The organism is Acidimicrobiales bacterium (genome assembly GCA_030747595.1).
Lineage (GTDB): Bacteria > Actinomycetota > Acidimicrobiia > Acidimicrobiales > MedAcidi-G1 > UBA9410.
Window position 1 is genome coordinate 1 of sequence record JASLKK010000008.1, and the last position, 17,955, is coordinate 17,955.

17 protein-coding genes are annotated in these 17,955 nt (G+C 65.7%); 5 read left to right on the forward strand and 12 right to left on the reverse strand.

The annotated features are described in order from the left end of the window. Positions 1-723 (reverse strand): NAD-dependent epimerase/dehydratase family protein (locus QF777_07505; protein ID MDP6911398.1); only part of this gene is annotated, 723 nt, incomplete at its 3' end. A 209-nt stretch (positions 724-932) separates the two neighbouring features. On the opposite strand from QF777_07505, the gene QF777_07510 reads away from it, so the two are divergent. Both QF777_07510 and QF777_07515 read left to right on the forward strand, forming a co-directional pair. Then, positions 933-1,130 carry a ferredoxin gene (locus tag QF777_07510; GenBank protein MDP6911399.1) on the forward strand — a complete coding sequence of 66 codons (198 nt, stop codon included), beginning with the start codon at positions 933-935 and terminating at the stop codon, positions 1,128-1,130. Positions 1,131-1,133: 3 nt separating this feature from the next. Continuing rightward, complete coding sequence (locus tag QF777_07515; GenBank protein ID MDP6911400.1) at positions 1,134-2,399, forward strand: cytochrome P450; 1,266 nt, start codon at positions 1,134-1,136, stop codon at positions 2,397-2,399. Between the two features lie 4 nt (positions 2,400-2,403). Here the strand turns inward: QF777_07515 and QF777_07520 are convergent, their stop codons facing one another. Then, complete coding sequence (locus tag QF777_07520) at positions 2,404-4,728, reverse strand: arylsulfatase (protein ID MDP6911401.1); 2,325 nt, start codon at positions 4,726-4,728, stop codon at positions 2,404-2,406. 92 nt (positions 4,729-4,820) lie between these two features. Here QF777_07520 and QF777_07525 point away from each other — a divergent pair, with 92 nt between their 5' ends. Next, positions 4,821-6,038: an acyl-CoA dehydrogenase family protein gene (locus QF777_07525; GenBank protein MDP6911402.1), complete on the forward strand. Its 1,218-nt coding sequence runs from the start codon at positions 4,821-4,823 to the stop codon at positions 6,036-6,038. On the opposite strand, the gene QF777_07530 is transcribed toward QF777_07525, so the two are convergent. Genes QF777_07530 through QF777_07540 form a run of 3 tightly spaced genes read right to left on the reverse strand, consistent with a single transcriptional unit; the run spans position 6,013 to position 7,981 of the window. Further along, the gene (locus QF777_07530; protein MDP6911403.1) at positions 6,013-6,645 is read right to left on the reverse strand and encodes a helix-turn-helix domain-containing protein; all 633 of its coding nucleotides are present in this window, start codon (positions 6,643-6,645) and stop codon (positions 6,013-6,015) included. The genes QF777_07525 and QF777_07530 overlap by 26 nt on opposite strands. Next, positions 6,642-7,217: a helix-turn-helix domain-containing protein gene (locus QF777_07535; GenBank protein MDP6911404.1), complete on the reverse strand. Its 576-nt coding sequence runs from the start codon at positions 7,215-7,217 to the stop codon at positions 6,642-6,644. Before QF777_07535 ends, QF777_07530 begins: the two co-directional genes overlap by 4 nt. Continuing rightward, entirely contained in the window at positions 7,217-7,981 is a 765-nt protein-coding gene (locus tag QF777_07540; protein ID MDP6911405.1) for an enoyl-CoA hydratase/isomerase family protein, read from the reverse strand. The genes QF777_07535 and QF777_07540 overlap by 1 nt, the downstream gene beginning before the upstream one ends. A gap of 178 nt (positions 7,982-8,159) precedes the next feature. On the opposite strand from QF777_07540, the gene QF777_07545 reads away from it, so the two are divergent. After that, positions 8,160-8,282 carry a hypothetical protein gene (locus QF777_07545; protein MDP6911406.1) on the forward strand — a complete coding sequence of 41 codons (123 nt, stop codon included), beginning with the start codon at positions 8,160-8,162 and terminating at the stop codon, positions 8,280-8,282. A 53-nt stretch (positions 8,283-8,335) separates the two neighbouring features. Here the strand turns inward: QF777_07545 and QF777_07550 are convergent, their stop codons facing one another. Further along, a complete protein-coding gene (locus QF777_07550; GenBank protein MDP6911407.1) occupies positions 8,336-9,052 on the reverse strand; it encodes a TSUP family transporter in 717 nt (238 codons plus the stop codon). A gap of 92 nt (positions 9,053-9,144) precedes the next feature. On the opposite strand from QF777_07550, the gene QF777_07555 reads away from it, so the two are divergent. Next, a complete protein-coding gene (locus QF777_07555; protein ID MDP6911408.1) occupies positions 9,145-10,236 on the forward strand; it encodes a Zn-dependent alcohol dehydrogenase in 1,092 nt (363 codons plus the stop codon). Between the two features lie 21 nt (positions 10,237-10,257). On the opposite strand, the gene QF777_07560 is transcribed toward QF777_07555, so the two are convergent. Genes QF777_07560 through purL form a run of 6 tightly spaced genes read right to left on the reverse strand, consistent with a single transcriptional unit; the run spans position 10,258 to position 17,928 of the window. Then, on the reverse strand, positions 10,258-10,989 hold the full coding sequence (locus QF777_07560) for an HAD family hydrolase (protein ID MDP6911409.1): 732 nt from the start codon (positions 10,987-10,989) through the stop codon (positions 10,258-10,260). A gap of 37 nt (positions 10,990-11,026) precedes the next feature. Continuing rightward, positions 11,027-12,430, reverse strand: a complete 1,404-nt coding sequence (locus QF777_07565) for an NAD-dependent malic enzyme (GenBank protein ID MDP6911410.1) — start codon at positions 12,428-12,430, stop codon at positions 11,027-11,029. 60 nt (positions 12,431-12,490) lie between these two features. Next, positions 12,491-13,072 carry a hypothetical protein gene (locus QF777_07570; protein MDP6911411.1) on the reverse strand — a complete coding sequence of 194 codons (582 nt, stop codon included), beginning with the start codon at positions 13,070-13,072 and terminating at the stop codon, positions 12,491-12,493. After that, a complete protein-coding gene (gene purM / locus QF777_07575) occupies positions 13,069-14,151 on the reverse strand; it encodes a phosphoribosylformylglycinamidine cyclo-ligase (GenBank protein ID MDP6911412.1) in 1,083 nt (360 codons plus the stop codon). Before purM ends, QF777_07570 begins: the two co-directional genes overlap by 4 nt. 13 nt (positions 14,152-14,164) lie before the next feature. After that, the gene (purF, locus tag QF777_07580; protein MDP6911413.1) at positions 14,165-15,733 is read right to left on the reverse strand and encodes an amidophosphoribosyltransferase; all 1,569 of its coding nucleotides are present in this window, start codon (positions 15,731-15,733) and stop codon (positions 14,165-14,167) included. After that, positions 15,730-17,928: a phosphoribosylformylglycinamidine synthase subunit PurL gene (purL, locus tag QF777_07585; GenBank protein MDP6911414.1), complete on the reverse strand. Its 2,199-nt coding sequence runs from the start codon at positions 17,926-17,928 to the stop codon at positions 15,730-15,732. Before purL ends, purF begins: the two co-directional genes overlap by 4 nt. Positions 17,929-17,955 lie beyond the last annotated feature (27 nt).

Here is a 17,955-nt window from a genome sequence, read left to right on the forward strand (position 1 = left end):
CCAGTCCATGTACGTGCCACCAGCCACGTAACGCTGCGGACCACGACCCGGCGTCAACAGGCCGACCATCGCCGACGCCAGGTCCCGGACGTCGACGAGCAGCCACCCGCCGGAGGCCAGGCTCATCATGATCTCGCTCTGCAACGTGGGGATCAGGTTGGCGGCCAGCACGTTGAGCCCCAGATCGGTCGGACCCGTCACCCCGGCCGGATAGATGATGGATACCGGCATACCGTTGTCCTGCATGGCCCGTGCGTGTTCCTCGGCCACCGCCTTGGATGCGTTATACGGGTTTCCCCCTCCCTGCACCGGATCGTCGCCGGAGAGCACGTCACCGGTCGGCGGAAAGATCACCGACATGGTCGACAGGTGGACAATGGGGTCACACTCGGCGGCCGCTGCGGCGTTGAGCACATTGACCGCTCCGGGGGCGTTGACCTCCAGCGCGTGGTGCATTTGCTCGGGATCCAGACTGGTGAACGCCGCGGTATGGACGCAGGCGTCGCAGCCCTCGAGCGCAGTTGTCACGGCATCGAGGTCGGTCATGTCGCCGAGCACGGCCTCAACCTTGTTCGCTGAACCGTCGATGCCGTGCATAGCCAGCATCCGATCCAACTTGTCGCCATCGCGCACCAGTGCCCGCACTTCGTGCCCGGCCGTCATCAGGGCGGCCAGCGTGTGGCCTCCGATGAACCCTGTCGCTCCGGTCAACATGACCCGCATCGCCGATTCCCCTTCCGCCCGGCACCGTGCCGGGAACAATCGGACCGTAGCCCCCTGTTGGTACCGGCGATCAGCCCGAACCGTTGATAACACCGATTATCCACGAGTCTGCTGGCGCGCTATCCTGTCTCCAGAGGTTAGCCAAACGGCTAATAGCATCTACAGGTCGTGAAAACACATGGACCGGGGTTCCGGGGGAGATGACACCGATGAAGATCAAGGTCGATGCCGAAAGATGTGAAGGCCATAGCCGGTGCTACTCGCTGGCCCCCGAGCTGGTTGACGTGGACGACCTAGGCAACGCCTTCGAGTTGAACGACGGCGAGGTGCCCGCCGGACTCCAGGACAAGGCCCGCCTCATTGTCGACAACTGCCCCGAGTTCGCCATCACCATCGAGGAGGGCTGATCCATGACCAAGACCACCGACACCCACGGCGATCCAGCTGCCGACGCGGTGGCCGCCTCCATCCCCGAGCGCTGCCCGGTCTCCGATGTCACCACCGACTACGACATGTTCGACGCGGACTACCTGCGCGACCCCTTCACGGCCTGGGCCGAGATGCGAGACCGCTGCCCGATCGCCCACACCGACCGCTACGGCGGCTCATGGCTCCCCACGAAGTACGACGACCTTCAGGCCATGGCCAAGATGGTTCCTGAACTGTCGTCCAAGTCGCCCATCGTGATCGACTTGCCCGAGGCACTCGTCAAGGGCGACTCCACTGGCTACAACGCGGCCGCCCCCATCACCGCAGACCCGCCTGAGCAAAATTGGACCCGCCGGGCCCTGCTCCCCCACTTCACTCCCAAGGGCATCGCAGCGGAGACCGAGTACACCAAGCGGCTCTGCCACGAACTCATCGACGGATTCATCGAGAACGGCAGCTGCGACGCAGCAGTCGACTACGCCCAGCAGATCCCGCCCCGGGTCATCGCCAAGAAGCTCGGCGTGGACGCCTCCATGGTGGACGACTTCATCGAGTGGGTCCGCGGTGTGCTTGAGCTGGGCCTTCAACAGCCCGAGCTGCGGGCCAAGTACCGCGACATCATTCGCGAGTTCTTCGCCGCCGAGGTGGCTGACCGACGAGCCAACCCGAAGGACGACCTAATCACTGCCCTCTGTCAGACGGAGCACGAAGGCAGCTTCCTGCCCGACGAGGTGATCATCGGCATGTGCAATCTGCAGCTGGTGGCCGGCATCGACACCACCTGGTCATCGATCGGCTCAGCCCTGTGGCACCTCGCCAGCCATGATGACGATCGGCGACGCCTGATCGACGAGCCCGACCTGTGGAACACCGCGGTCGAGGAGCTGCTGCGTTTCTACGCCCCGGTGACCATGGCCCGTAACGCAGCCGAGGACATCGAATACGGCGGGGTGAAGTTCAAGAAGGGCGACAAGATTCTCATGAACTTCCCTGGCGCCAACCACGACCCCGACCACTTCGAGGACGCCCACGAGGTGCATCTGGACCGCCAGCGGAACCGACACGTGGCCTTTGGTATCGGCATCCACCGGTGTGCGGGCTCGAACCTGGCCCGAATGGAGATGGAAGTAGCGCTCAAGACCTGGATGGAACGCATCCCCGAGTTCACGCTGTCAGATCCAGACGCCGTGACGTGGGCCGGCGGCCAGGTGCGCGGACCCCGCATCCTCCCAGTCACGTTTTCCTAGGGCGCTACTGGGCGACCGACTCGGCGTGGAATATCCCGGCGGCCACGGCGGTCCGGGTGGTCTCGTCCACCTCGCTCAGCAACTCGACGGTGACGCTACCGATGGTGGCCGTGCACGTGAACCCATGGGGGTAGGGCCCCACCGGTGATCCGGTGTCGGTACCTACGTCGAAGCTCTCGCCCCCCATGGCAAACACCACGGGCACCGTCTGTTCAAGACGAGCCTGGCCCACGACCTGACCGTCCACCGCCAACGTAGCGGTACCACCGGCGCCGAAGCCTCCGTCCGAATCGAACAACAGCGCTACCTCCCGGCGGCCGGGTGCCAACGGTTCGACTGCGGCGACTGTGGTACGGACATGGCCATAGAGGTTGTAATGCCACGTCGGCCGACCTTCGTCGAGGTAGATCGCCCAACCGTTGAAGCTCCCGCCCTGACAGACGATGACCCCTTCTGGCGTCCCCTCAGGCACCTCGAGGTCACAGGTGATCCGGTAAGAGCGATTCTTGATGTTCAGGACGACCCGCTCGGGCATCCGAACGTGCGCCGTGGTGTAGGTCATCCGGGTGACCCCGACCGGCACCGACGGTGCTCGCATCGCCGGATCCAGGTTCATCGCCGCGTCTCGCAGCGGGTACACCCCGTTTCGCAGACACTCGGCGTCAAACAGGTCACGCATCTCCGCCAGCAACTCGGGTCGCTCGTCGGCCAGATCGTGGCTCTGGGAGAAGTCCTCACGCAGGTCATAGAGTTCCCACGATTCCTGTGGACCGTCGAAGGGAACCGAGCCGAACCGGATCCACGGCAACCGGCCGTGGAAACACGACGCCATGAAACCTTCGTGGTAGATGCCGCGGTTGCCCATCATCTCGAAGTACTGGGTACGTCGGCCCTCCACCCCGGGATCGGTGAACGACGCCAACATCGACTGGCCCTCGATGGGCATCTGGTCGATCCCGTTCACCGAGGTCGGTGGCTCGATACCCGCCGCGGCGAGGATGGTGGGGGCAAGATCGATGACGTGGTGGAACTGGTCTCGAATTGCTCCGGCGTCGGTGATACGACGGGGCCACGACACGGCCAGCCCATTGCGTGTGCCGCCGAAATGCGATGCCACCTGCTTCATCCACTGGAAAGGCGCGTCCAGTGCCCATGCCCAACCCACGTTGTAGTGGCATTCACTGTGCTCGGTCCCGAAGTCGTTGATGTGTTGGAGCAGAAACTCCGGGTCCTCCTCGAAACCGTTCTGGAGGGCCGGTAGCGACCAGGTGCCGTCGATACGACCCTCGGCCGACGCCCCGTTGTCGCCGGTGACGTAGATAAAGAGTGTGTTCTCCCACTCGCCAATGCCCTCGAGAGCGTCGATTAGGCGGGCCACCTGAGCATCAGTGTGAGCCAGAAAGGCGGCGAACACCTCCATGAGGCGGCGGGCCACCGGCTTATACCGGTCGGGGTACTCGTCCCATGATGGGACCACGTCAGGGCGGGATGTGTTAACCGTGCCCGACGGGATGACACCCATCTCGAGTTGCCGCTCGAAGATGGACTGGCGGAGGTCGTCCCACCCCTCGTCGAAGAACCCACTGAAGCGGTCCAGCCATGCGTCCGGTACCTGGAGGGGGGTGTGGACGGCCCCCGGCGAGAAATAGCAGAGGAACGGCTTGTCGGGCCGGTGGGCCTTGACCCGCTGCATCCACTCGATGGCCTTATCGGCCATGTCCTCGGTGAGGTGGTAGTCATCGCGCCCCTCGTAGGGGGCGATTGGTGTGGTCTGGTCGTACAGGTCAGGTTCGAACTGCGAGGTCTCGGCTCCGGGGAACCCATAGAAGCGGTCGAACCCCAGGCCGGTAGGCCAACGGTCGAACGGCCCGGCCGGGCCGGTCTCCCATGATGGGGTGAGGTGGCCCTTGCCAAACATGCCGGTGGTGTAGCCGTTCTGGCGTAGCACCTCGGCCACGGTGGCCGCTTCGCGAGGAATGATCGAGTCGTAAGCTGGAAAGCCATTGGCCGCCTCGGTGATTCGACCCATGTGGACGGTGTGGTGGTTTCGACCGGTCAGCATCGAGGCCCGGGTGGGAGCGCAGATGGCCGTCGTGTGGAAACGGTTGAAGCGCAGTCCCTCGGCGGCCACCCGTTCCAGCCCGGGCGCCGGGACCGGGCCTCCGAAGGCCCCGAACGACCCGAAGCCAACGTCGTCGAGCAGCACGAGCACGACATTGGGAGCGTCCTCCGGGGCGGAGTCCAGGACGATCGGGTCGGGTACGCAGTCCTCGGTGAGGCGCCCGATGGTTCCCTTGTAGGGCGGGGTGGGACGGGGGACGGCGGTCATTGGTCAGGATCTCCAACTCTGCGGGCAAGAACTGGGCTCGCTGGGGCTGGCCAGTGGCCCCATTCTTGGCCATCTGGCTAACATGCGGTCACATGAGTGACTTCCCCAACGATATGACTGCCGGCGCCGCCTTTGCCGAGTTCAGGGCCGAGGTCCAATCCTTCCTCCACGAATACGACCGACGCCCGGTCGCCCCCGGACTCTCCCGTCTGGACCGGGGCCGAGCCTTCCTGGCGGCGCGCTACGACGCCGGGCTGGGCGCTCTGGACTACCCGGTCGCCGACGGAGGTCGAGGCCTGGACCGTCGCTTCGTCGACGTCTACCGCCAGGAGGCCGAAGGCCGGACCACCGATGACGGTGGTTCTGGATTCAGCATCGGCCTGGACATGTGCCTACCCACCATCCGCGACCACGGAAGCCCTGAACTACGCCAACGGTTCCTCGGCCCCGGGCTCCGGGGCGACGAGCACTGGTGCCAGCTCTATTCCGAGCCGGGTGCCGGATCGGACCTAGCTGGCCTGACCACCCGTGCGGTCCGCGACGGTGACGAATGGCTGGTCACCGGTCAGAAGGTATGGACCTCGGGTGCCGACCACGCCGACTTCGGCATCCTGCTGGCTCGGACCGACTGGGACGTCCCCAAGCACACCGGCATCTCCATGCTGGTACTTCCAATGCGCCAACCGGGCGTGGTGGTCCGGGCCCTCCACCAGATGACGGACGTGGCCCACTTCAACGAAGTCTTCATGGACGAGGCCCGGGTCCCCGTCGACTGGGTCGTCGGGGGCCCGGGAAACGGCTGGAAGATGGCTGTCGCTCTCCTCGCGTACGAACGTTCCTCGCTCGGCAAGGGAAGCGGGCGCCAGCCCATTCCAACCGACCGGCTCATCGAACTGGCCCAGGCCAACGGGCGATCCCAAGATCCTGTCGTGCGTCAGAATCTGGCCCGTCTGGCCACCGGGACGAGGCTCATCGAATGGCTGAACCTCCGCACGGGAATCCATCCATCGATCACAAAGCTCTGGCGGACCCAGCAGGGACACACGGCGGCCCATGTGGCCGCCGGGCTGGCCTGGCCCGGAGGTATCGCCTGGGACGGCTCTCGGATGGGCACCACCCAAACGGGCCGATTCGCCGACGCCGATGGCTCGCACTGGGCCTATGGGATCTGCGACTCACCTGCCCTCTCGCTGGCCGGAGGTACCGACGAGATCCAGAAGAACACCCTCGGCGAACGGGTCCTCGGCCTTCCCCGGGAGCCGGCCGGCAACCGTGATACCCCGTTCAGTCAGATACCGAAGAACGTCTGAACGGCTCCCGTTCCCCACGGGCTGCCGTACCCGGGTCTAGACCGAGCGACAACGACCGGAGGATCAACGCCAGTCGTTCCTCCACCTCTTCAGCGAGGAGCGGATCCTCGCCACCCCTGGCGATCCACGGATCCATTGTCGTAGCAAAGAGGCAGCGGGCGAGATGGAACACCGTGGCAATGCCCACGTCGACCCGGACCTCCGTCTCATCCTCGCCAGTCCGCGTCTCGAGGGTCTGCTCTACAGCCACATCCAGCGTGGGATGGGTCACGTGGGTGCGGTCGGCTTCACCGGACAACGACGCGTAGGCCACGGCCCGGACGAATTCTGGTGCCCGCAGGAGAGAAAACGGTTCCACCCGACCCGAGGTATCCAACTCCTCCACAGCGGCATAAGACTCCGTGAGACGATCGAACCCCGCACGGAGCAGAGCCTCCTTCCCGCCGAAGTAGTGATGGACCAAGCCGTAGTTGACACCGGCCTCCTCAGCGAGAGCTCGCCCGGAGATCCGCTTAGGTGCCGAATGGCCTAGGAGACGGGCCGCGGCGGCCACCAGCGCCTCTCGGACCTCGTCGGCACCCTTGGGGGAAGAACCGCCGGTGGTCATCGCTCGACCTCCACCCCGATCGACCGGTACAGCGATTCGAGCACGGTGAAAAACCGGTCCCGGATCACCTCACCGTCCGCTTCGAGGTCCAAGCCAAGCCCCGTGGCGTTGTGTTCGACGAACACCGGCCAACCCAACTGGAGCAAGACGATGGCTGCCACGGTGGCCCGGTGGTGGACGGGGTCGCCGTCCTGGTCGCCCTCGGTGGCCATCCCGAGCATGGCGTCAAAGACCGGGTGCGAAACGTCCTCGTCGTCGTACCCACCCTCAAGGGCGACGTGAGCAGCAAAGCCGAAGATCTCCCGGTCTGAGACGACCTGGTTCAATGGAATGGGTCGGGTGCCGCCCGCCATTGAATCGGCCAGAAGCCGGGAACCATGCCGACCTCGGGCGGCTCTGAGCAGGTCGCCGGACGACTCGAAGTAGTAGTGGACTAGGCCGTAGTTGACCTCAGCCTCTTCGGCCAGTGCCCGACCGGTGACCGTCGACGGGGGACGCTCCGACATCAACCGGATGGCCGCATCGAGCAGCGCCGTCCGGGAGGACGGTTCCCCGTCGGGATCGACGCCCATCAAGTCCGCGCCGGCCGAAGTTGGCCGGCCGCGGCGAGGAGGGCGGCTCCCCGATCGATGCGATCCGCACTGGTGACCACATCGGCGACCATGCCGGCGGTGTGCTCCTTCATCATCCGGCCCGCCGATCCGGGGAATCCGGCGATCTCGAGTGCCAGCCTTCGGGCTGCGTCGAGGACCTCGTCGTCAGCCACCACGTCGAGGGCGATCCCTAGACGATGCAAGTCCAGACCGCTGAACCGACGGCCGGAAAGGGTGATCTGATGGATCACGGAGAGAGGATGTCGGCCCGACAGCCAGGCCAGGTTCATGGCGGCCGGCATGCCCTGACGGACCTCGCCGACTTGAAGGAACGCCCCCTCGCCGGCCACCAGAAGGTCACAGGCCAGGGCAAGCCCCGCTCCACCGTTGATGGCAAACCGTTCCAGCGCGCCCACGACCGGGACCGGACACTCGGCAATGGCCCGGTGGGCAGCAGCGAACGACGAACTCGCCGTCCCGATCCAGGTCGGCGGCGGATCGGCGTTGTACTCCGTGAGGTCGAGGCCCGAACAGAACCCACCGCCAGCGCCGTGTAGGAGGACGGCCCCAACGTCATCCCGGTCGGAGGCCTCGGCAAAGCAGGCGGCCAGAGCATCGGACAACGGTCCGACTATGGCGTTCTTCCTCCCCGGTCGATTCAGGACAATGGTGGCCAACCCGTCCTTGACCTCGAGGAGAACGGGGTTGTCGGGCGTGTGGTCATCGACTTTGTGATGGGTCATGATGTCCTCGATCGGTCAGGCGCTGTCAGTGGTTTCGGTAACAAGCGCGTGCTGAGGTTAGCCATATGGCTAACCTCAGGCAACCGGCCATCCTGATCTCCTCACGACCGAAACCGACATCCTCAATCTGGACTTCAATGCCCACCTAGACCGCATCCGACGCTTCACTGACGAGGAGTTGAGCACCGGTGAAGTGGGCATGGTGGAACTCGGCGAGGTGCCGCCGCCGCTGGTTGACCACCAGGCCAAGACGGACCTGTTCGGCATCACCTTGCCCCGGGAGTGGGGTGGCTTGGGTTGAACCATGGAACAGCAGGTCCGCCACCTCATCGTCATGTCATCCCGTTCATGAAGTCAGGTCAGGGCCCCCACGATGGTTGCCAGACCACCAAGACCACAGATCCCCAGGAGCACCGGTCGGAACCACTCGCTGTCCACCCATCGGCGAACCGGAGGTGCCAACACCAGACCGATGACGGCGGAACCCATGACGAGCGCGATCCGCCCCACCTCGGCGCCGTCGATCGCCCCACCGACCAACAGGCGCACGGTCACCACGGCGCTCAGCACCATGACGAAACCCGCGAGGTTGGGCCTCAGGACCTGGGGAGGGTCATCGTGGTGGAGGATGGCGTAGGGCGGTCCCGGAAGGGCGGCCACCCGAAGCGTGAACGCCGTCAGCACGCCGGCCAGCACCGACATCCATCGTCGGCTCGGGGGTTTCCAACCGGACCCCACTGCCACCACCGACAGCACGACCAGCACCCCCACAGCCAGCGTCAGACCCCGCTCCGAGAGGCCGGCCAGCGCCAGCTCGCCCAAGACCAGTCCGACCGGTGCCCCCAGAAGGCACTTCCGCCATCGCTTTGCATCGAAACCCGAGAACTCCATCGTGACATTGCGGATACCGACGACCGTTCCACCCAGGATGAGGGGAAGGGGAACGAACGCCGGATCCACGGCCATGAGCACCGGGCTGGCGACCAGGGCAATGCCGATGCCCGCCGAGGCCTGGACGAGGGAACCCGCAGCGACGGCGACCACCACGAGGACGATCTCGATCGGAGTCACTGATCGACCCTAACCCGAACCGGCGGATGGTTAGCCAAGCGGCTAACCTCCTAATCTTTCCCTAATCGAACCCTGACCACCACCGGAGCCCCATGCGTGCCGCCGTCCTCCACGAAGCCCCCGGCGACCTCGTCGTCGAAGATCTGACCATCGCCAAGCCGATTGGCCGCGAGGTTCTGATCCGAACGAAGGCGTCAGGCCTCTGCCACAGCGACCTCCACGTGATCGAGGGGCTGCTCCCGCTACCGTCGCTGCCCGCGGCGCTTGGCCACGAGGCCTCGGGCATCGTGGAAGCGGTCGGACCTGACGTGACGGCCTTCGCTCCAGGCGACCACGTAATCACCTGTCTGACTCAGTTCTGCGGCGTGTGCCCCGAGTGTCACGTGGGTCGCGTGTTCATCTGCTCGAACCGTCACGACCTAGCCCGCGGGCCCGAACTGGAACCGACACTGTCGCTTGACGGCACTCCAGTGCTCCCCATGGCCGGGCTCGGGGCGTTCGCCGAGCAGATATTGGTGCACGAGAATGGCGTGGTCGCCGTCGACCCGGCCGTGCCCTTCGACGTGGCCGCCCTCATCGGCTGTGCCGTGATGACCGGTGTGGGCTCAGCCACCAACGGCGCGCAGATCCGTCCGGGCGAAACGGTGGCCGTTATCGGCTGCGGAGGCATTGGTCTGAACATCGTGCAGGGTTGTCGGCTGGCCGGCGCCAGTCGGATTATCGCGGTGGACCTCAACGCCGAGAAGCTCGAAGCGGCCCGCGGGTTCGGAGCAACCGACGTGGTCGATGCCTCGACGGACGACCCGGTCGCTGCGGTACAGGCCCTGACTGGCGGCGGAGTCGATGCAGCCTTTGAGGCCATCGGACTGACGGCGACCGGCGAACAGGCGCTGGCCATGATCCGCCCAGGGCGCACCGCCTACCTGGTCGGAGTCCCGCCAATCACCAGCACCATGACCGTGCCCGGAGCGCTCATGGTGCTCCAGGCCAAGGGACTTAGGGGCCTGTTCATGGGCAACTCCAACTTCAAGGTGGAGATGCCCAATCTGGCCCGCCACTACCTGGAAGGTCGTCTTGAACTGGACCGACTGGTCTCGGCCCACATCACCCTCGACGAGGTGAACGACGGCTACACCGAGCTCAAGGCGGGAGCCACCTTGCGTTCCGTCATCATGTTCGACTGAGATCCGGAACCACCGGGCCGCTCAGGAGCCAGCAACCAGCGCGGGGAACAGCCTGGACAGGTCGGCCAGGCAGTCGATGACGTGGTCGGCCTCAGCACCATCTTCCAGATCGTCCAGCGCCCCCCGAAACCGCACTGTTCCCATGCCTATGGCGCGGGCCCCAGCTACATCGGTCCGCTTCAGATCGCCCACGTGGACGATGGTCGTTGGGTCGTCGATGCCCAGGCCGTCCATGGCGGCCCGGAAGATGGCCGGGTCGGGCTTGTAGACGCCTACCTCATCGGAGAAGGCGGCGAACGCCACGTGCTCCAAAATGCCGTGTTCGGCGAGGTACGTCCTCAAATGCCGCCCTATGGCCAGATTCGTGTCCGAGATGATCCCGACGGCTACACCGCTTCTCGCCACGGCGGACAAGACGTCCGCCGCGTCCGGCACCGACATCACCCGTAGTTGGTACGACGCGAAATCAAACGCGGCGGCGAGGGCCTGGCGATCTCCACCTTCCAGCCGATCACCGAATGCGACGAAGCACTCATCGAGCGCACGCTCCGGTCCGTAGTGCCTACCCGCTCGCCACTCGGTCTCAAACCGGTCGGGCAGTATCGACAGCACCCCCCACAGAAGCTCGGCCGGGATATCGAGCTTTCGCTCGTCGATGACCTCCTGCCAGTGCCGACGACGGATCTCCAGACCCCCGGGGACGCTAGTGAGGAGGGTGTTCCAGAGGTCGAAGGTGACGGCGCGGATCAGCACGATCAGGGGAACTGGTTGGTTCGGGGCCCAGGCGTGGTCAAGTCCGGCAGACCCCGTCGGCGACCGCCGCGGCGGCCACGGCCTCGGCAACCCGGTAGGGCACCGACTTGTCAAACACCGACGGCACCACGAACGAGGGCTTCAGGTCGGCTTCCGACACCGAGTCGGCAATGGCCCGGGCGGCGGCCAGCTTCATGTTCTCGGTGATGTCGGTGGCGCCTACATCCAACGCTCCACGGAAGATCCCGGGGAAGGCCAGCACGTTGTTGATCTGGTTCGGATAGTCACTTCGCCCCGTGGCCATCACCGCGGCGAGCCCGTCGGCCTCCTCTGGATGGATCTCAGGCTCGGGGTTGGCCATGGCGAACACGATCGGATCGGGATTCATGGTCCGCAGGTCGGCAGCGTCGATCAGGCCGGGGCCACTCACACCAACGAACACGTCGGTGCCGACCAGCACATCCTTCAAGCTTCCCATCTTCCGATCAGGATTGGTGTGGTCGGCGAACCACTCCTTGGCAACGTTCAGGTTGTCGCGCCCCGAGTAGACGGCACCCATCCGGTCCACCCCGACGATCTCGCCCACCCCCGCGTCCAGCAAGATCTTGCCCACCGCTACCCCAGCGGCTCCCATGCCGGCGATCACCACCGACAGGTCGCCCATGTCGCGGCCGGTAAGTCGGCAGGCATTCCACAGGGCGGCCAGGGTGACCACGGCCGTGCCGTGCTGATCGTCATGGAACACCGGGATGTCCAGGGCGGTCCGTAGGGCCTCCTCCACGTGGAAAGCGGCAGGAGCCGCGATGTCCTCCAGGTTGATGCCACCAAAGGTGGGGGCCAACCGAATCACTGTGTCGATGATCTCCTGCGGGTCGGTGACGTCCAGGCAGATCGGGAACGCGTCGACGCCCGCGAACTCCTTAAACAGCAGTGCCTTGCCCTCCATGACCGGCATGGCGGCCGCCGGACCGATGTCGCCCAGACCCAGCACGGCAGTGCCGTCGGTGACCACGGCGACCGTGTTCTTCTTGATGGTCAGTTCGTGGGCCCGAGCTGGTTCATCGTGGATGGCAATGCAGACCCGGGCCACGCCAGGCGTGTACGCCATCGACAGATCGTGGCGATCATTCACCTTGGCCAGGGACACGACCTCGATCTTGCCGCCCACGTGCATGTCGAAGGTGCGGTCGTACCAGTGGAGGATCTCCACCCCGGCCTGGTTCTCGATGGCCGTGACGACCGCCGCCGCGTGGTCCTCGTCACGGCAGTTGGCCACCACGTCGTTGACCAGGAGATCGCCACGGACGTCGAATCCGCCCATCGACATGATGTTGGCGCCGGCCTCACCAATGGCGGTGGCCAGACGACCCAGAGTGTTGGGCACATTGTCCAATGCCACCTGGAGGTGGATGGAATAGGCCGCGGTGGGGAGGAAGGGCATCGGACGAGCCTAGGAGTGACCCACAGGAACGCCCCGATCAGGAAAATCCCAATCAGAGAGTCAGGGCCCCTCGTAGGGAAAGCCGAGGTCCAGGGCAGTCACCAGTGGTCGGAAGGCGATGCCCATCTCAGCGGCTGCCGGCCCACACGTGCCACCCCGATCAACGATGGGCAGCACTGCCACCGGTTCGGCACCCAGTGCCCGAACTGCCGCTGCCGCCTCCAGCGGGGATGTCCCCCGGGTGACGGTGTCCTCGGTTATGACCACCCGGTCGCCAGGCAGCAGGGCACCGGCCAATCGACCCTGGACCCCGTGGTCCTTGGACTCCTTACGGATGCTGAACGACCGGAGATACCGACCACGGGTAGCAGCCACGGCGGCGATCCCGAAGGCAACCGGGTCCGCCCCGGCGGTAAGACCGCCAATGGCCGTGATAGGGCCGACGCCTTCGGCCGCGGCGGCATCCAAGGAGTCGATTTCAGCCAGCGCAGCATCAGCCACCAGCAGGATCCCCTCAGCCCGACAGGCCGTCTGCTTGGCGTCGCAGAACCACGTGCTCTTTCGTCCCGACTTGAGGGTGAAGTCCCCGGTGCGGATGGAGTGCTCCAGCAGATGGGCGATCAACGCCTCACGGTCGCTCACGATCCGATGCCCCCTTGCCTCGTCCCATTCATCCGTACCTGACCGCTACCGGCCGTCAGTTCACCGACCACCCGAGCCGGTCGATCGTGGGAGGCCAGCATGGCCACCACCGCATCGGCGTCACGATCAGGCACGGCCAGCACCATCCCGAGGCCCATGTTGAACACCCGGTCCATCTCGTCGTCGGACACGTCGCCCATGTTCTGCAGTTCGCAAAAGAACCGCGGTACTTCCCACGTGGAGCGGTCCACCACCGCATCGAGCGTATTATCCATGACCCGCGGCAGGTTGCCGGGCAAGCCTCCGCCGGTTACGTGGGCCACGGCATGGATCTCGTGGGCAGCCAGGGCGGCCACCACCGCCGGGGCGTAGATCACGCTCGGAGCAAGCATCTCGTCAGCCAAAGTGGTCGACGCACCCTCCCATGCAGGATCGTCGAGCGACCGGCCGGCCACGTCGAAGACCAGGCGGCGAGCCAGCGAGAACCCGTTGGACCGCAGGTTGGGAGATTCAATGCCGACCAGAACGTCGCCGGCCACCGCCGCAGTCCCGTCCAGCAGGGCATCCCGCTCGACGGCCCCCACAGCGAAGCCCACAAGGTCAAACTGATCGGCAGCCATGACGCCTGGATGCTCAGCCATCTCGCCGCCGATGAGTGCACAGCCCGCCTCGGCACACCCGTCGGCGATACCGGCCACCAGGGACTCGGCGGCGACCGGGTCGAGACGACCGACGGCCAGATAGTCCAGGAAGAAAAGAGGAGCGGCGCCTGCGCAAACGAGGTCGTCCACGCACATGGCCACCAAGTCGCGACCAATGGAGTCAAGCCGACCGGTCTCGCGCGCGATCTCGGACTTAGTACCCACCCCGTCGGTGGCCGACACCAGTAACGGATCCCGGTAGCCCGAGCGACCGATGTCGAACAGACCGCCGAAGCCGCCGATGTCACCCATGACCTCGGGCCGGTAAGTGCTCCGCACCAGCGGACCGATGCGTTTCACGGCTTCCTCACCGGCATCGATATCAACCCCGGATGCCAGATAGCTCTCTCCCGCTCCGCTTTCCACTGACGAGGTCACCAGTCTGAGTCCATCAACTGCGTCCGAATAGGCGGTTGGCGGTATCGGTCGGGAGTTCGGCCTTCGCATCACCATCGCCGATCGGCATGGCCCGCTCGGGGGCGGGGGCGCCAGCCGCCCCCTCGAGTACCGCCTTGGAAAGGTTCACCGGAATCTCGATCGGGTAGGTCCCAGTCAGACAGGCATCACAGAACCCGGCGCCCACCGTGCCAGTGGCCTCTAAGAGGTGGTCCAACTTCAGATAGGTGAGGCTGTCCACCTCGAGATACTCGCGGATCTCGTCCACGGTGAGATTGGCGGCCAGGAGTTCGCCACGAGTGCCGGTGTCCATGCCGTAGAAGCACGGCCAGCGGTAGGGCGGCGACGAGACCCGCATGTGGACCTCCGCCGCGCCAGCGTCGCGAAGCATCCGCACCATGGCCCTTGTGGTGGTACCCCGCACTATCGAATCGTCGACCACCACCAGGCGTTGCCCCTCGATGGTGTCGCGCAACGGGTTGAGCTTCATGCGCACCGCCGCGGACCGGAGGGCCTGGGTGGGAGCGATGAAGGTCCGGCCGATGTAGCGGTTTTTGACCAGACCCTGGCCGTACGGGATACCGCTGGCCCGCGCATACCCCTCAGCAGCGGGCATCCCCGACTCAGGTACCCCCATCACCAGGTCCGCCTCCACCGGTGCCTGGTCAGCCAACATCTCACCCATACGGACCCTGGCATGATGCACGCTCTGTCCGTACAGGACGGCGTCGGGGCGAGCGAAGTAGACGAACTCGAACAGGCAGAGCTTGGGGTCGATGGCGTCGTCGTCGAACGGTCGGAGCGAACGCCAACCCGTGTCGTCGATGACCACTACCTCGCCGGGATCCAGTTCACGAACCATGTGGGCCCCGATTACGTCCAGCGCCGGCGACTCAGACGCGAGTACCCAACCACCGTCCAGACGCCCCAGACAGAGGGGCCGGAAGCCATTCGGGTCACGAACGCCGATGACCCGCTCGTGGTCGGCAATGACCAGTGAGAACGCGCCGTGGAGTCGAGGAAGTACGGCGGTCAGGGCAGCGTCCATGGCCTCGGCCTGTGGCAGGTCGGCGTGGCTGGCTAGTTCGGTGGCCAAAAGCTCGGCCATGAGGTCGGTGTCGGACGTGATAGCTCCGGGAAGCATCCCGGCCTCGGCGGCCAAGGCCTCGGTGTTGACCAGATTGCCGTTGTGGCCTAACGCGAACTCGACGCGGTCGACACCCCGGTAGACCGGTTGAGCGTTTCGCCACGTGCTGGATCCGGTGGTCGAATATCGGGTCTGGCCAATGGCCAGGTCGCCGGTGAGGGCGGCCAACGTCCGGTCGTCGAAGGCGTTGGACACCAAGCCCATGTCCTTGACAACCGTGAGGGCCTCGCCGTCGCTGACCGCCATACCGGCCGACTCCTGACCGCGGTGCTGCAAGGCGTAGAGGCCGAGGTACGTCAGGTGGGCGACGGGCTGGCCAGGCGCATAGACACCGAAAACGCCACACGCCTCACGAGGGGTGTCGTCGTCCGCACCGGCCGCCGGGAGGTTCTCCTGGTCGACGGGCGCAGCGGTCATCGGTTCGTAGTTCCGGCGCCCAGGGCCTCGGGCAATCGATCCTCGTGAGCTTGTCGCACATCGTCGACGGCTACATCCAGAAGACCCTTCACGATGAGGCGGTCGCCAGTGGCCAGACCGATCCGGGTGGCCGGTACGGCGGCAGCCTCAGTGGCAGCCAACACATCGGTGAGGCGTTCCGGATCGACACAGCACATGACCCGACTGGGGCCCTCGCCGAATAACGCCCGATGGTCGGGCACCCGTGCCAGATGGGCACCCACGCCGGACCGGGCCACCATCTCAGCCACCGCTACCCCCAGCCCACCAGCCGACAGGTCGTGTACGCCGTCGACCATGCCGTCGGCAACCAGAGTACGGATGAGGTCAGCCACCCGCTGGTGTAGGTCGAAGTCCAGAGGCGCCAAGATGCCACCGGGGGCGTCGTGCGCCGATCCCCAGAGTGAACCACCGAGCGAGACGTCGTGGGGCCCGATCAGGACCAGACGATGGCCGTCCACGAGGGTGGCACCGGGGGGGCGCCGGTCCAGGTCGTCGACCATGCCGAGCAGGCCGATGACCGGAGTGGGGTCGATGTCGTTGCCGGCCGACTCGTTGTAGAGGCTGACGTTGCCACCGATCACCGGAGCACCGAAGGCCTCACAAGCCTCGGCCAATCCGTCGATGGCTTCGGACAGTTGCCACATGACCTCGGGATGCTCGGGGTTACCGAAGTTGAGACAGTTCACGACAGCCAGCGGGCGGGCGCCCACACAGGCCAGGTTCAACACCGATTCGGCGACCACCCGGGCCGTGCCACCACGGGGATCCACGGCACACCATCGGTGGTTGCCATCGGTGGTCATAGCCAGAGCCCGTCCGGTCTCGGCTCCCGTGGTGGGGTGGCGAAGCTTCAGCACTGAAGCGTCATCTCCCGGGCCGACCACCGTATTCAAGAAGAGTTGGTGGTCGTACTGGCGGTACACCCAGGCTGGATCGATCAGCAAGTCGAGCAGGTCGGCCCCCATGTCGACCGGCGGGGCAAGCCCGTCGGCCATCGGACCCCGAGGCTCGGCCGGAGCGCTGCGAGGTCGGTCGTAGAGGGGAGCATCCTCATGGAGCGAGGCGGCCGGTACGTCAGCCAGTACCTCGCCGTCGAAGCCGTCCAGAATGCGCAGGGCGCCGCCCTCGGTAACTCGGCCGATCACCGTGGATGCCACCTCCCACCGCTCACAGATAGCCAGAACCCGGTCGAGGCCTTCGGGCTCGACAATGGCCAGCATCCGCTCCTGGGATTCGCTGGTCATGACCTCGTGGGCCTCCATGCCGGACTCACGCCGGTGCACAGCCGAGACGTCGACGTCCATGCCAACACCGCCACGCGACGCGGTTTCACTCGTGGCGCAGGTCAGGCCGGCACCGCCCAGGTCCTGGATGCCGACCACAAGGCCTTCGTCCAGCAACTGGAGGCAGGCCTCGATAAGACGCTTCTCCTCGTACGGGTCGCCGACCTGGACGCTGGGGCGCTTGTCGCCATCGTCCTCGGCCGAGAAGCCCGCCGAGGCCAGCACGCTGACTCCGCCGATACCGTCTCGCCCGGTACTGGAACCCAGCAACACGGCCAGGTTGCCCACGCCAGAGGCTTGACCGAGAACAAGACGCTCTGTGGGCAGGATGCCCAGGCAGAGCACGTTGACCAGCGGGTTTCCTTGGTAGGTCCGGTCGAAAACGACCTCGCCGCCGACGGTGGGGACGCCCACCGCGTTGCCGTAGCCCGATACGCCCGACACCACGCCCTCGGCGATCCAGCGACTGCGAGCATCGTCAAGCGGACCGAACCGCAGGGGGTCCATAAGGGCTATTGGGCGGGCACCCATGGTGAAGATGTCCCGGAGGATGCCACCCACGCCGGTAGCCGCGCCCTGGTAGGGCTCGATGGCCGATGGGTGGTTGTGCGACTCGATCCGGATCGCGGCCGCGATGCCGTCGCCCACGTCGACCACGCCCGCGTTCTCGCCCGGTCCAACCAACACCCAAGGCGCTTCTGTCGGCAGGCGCTTCAGATGGATGCGGCTGCTCTTGTAGGAACAGTGCTCAGACCACATAACCGAGTACATGGCCAACTCGAGTCCGTTGGCCCGACGGCCCAGAATCGAGTCGATCTGTTCAGCCTCATCATCGGTGAGTCCGAGGGCTCGATGGAGGGGCTCACTCACGTCGGGCACCGTACTCCCCCATGGTCA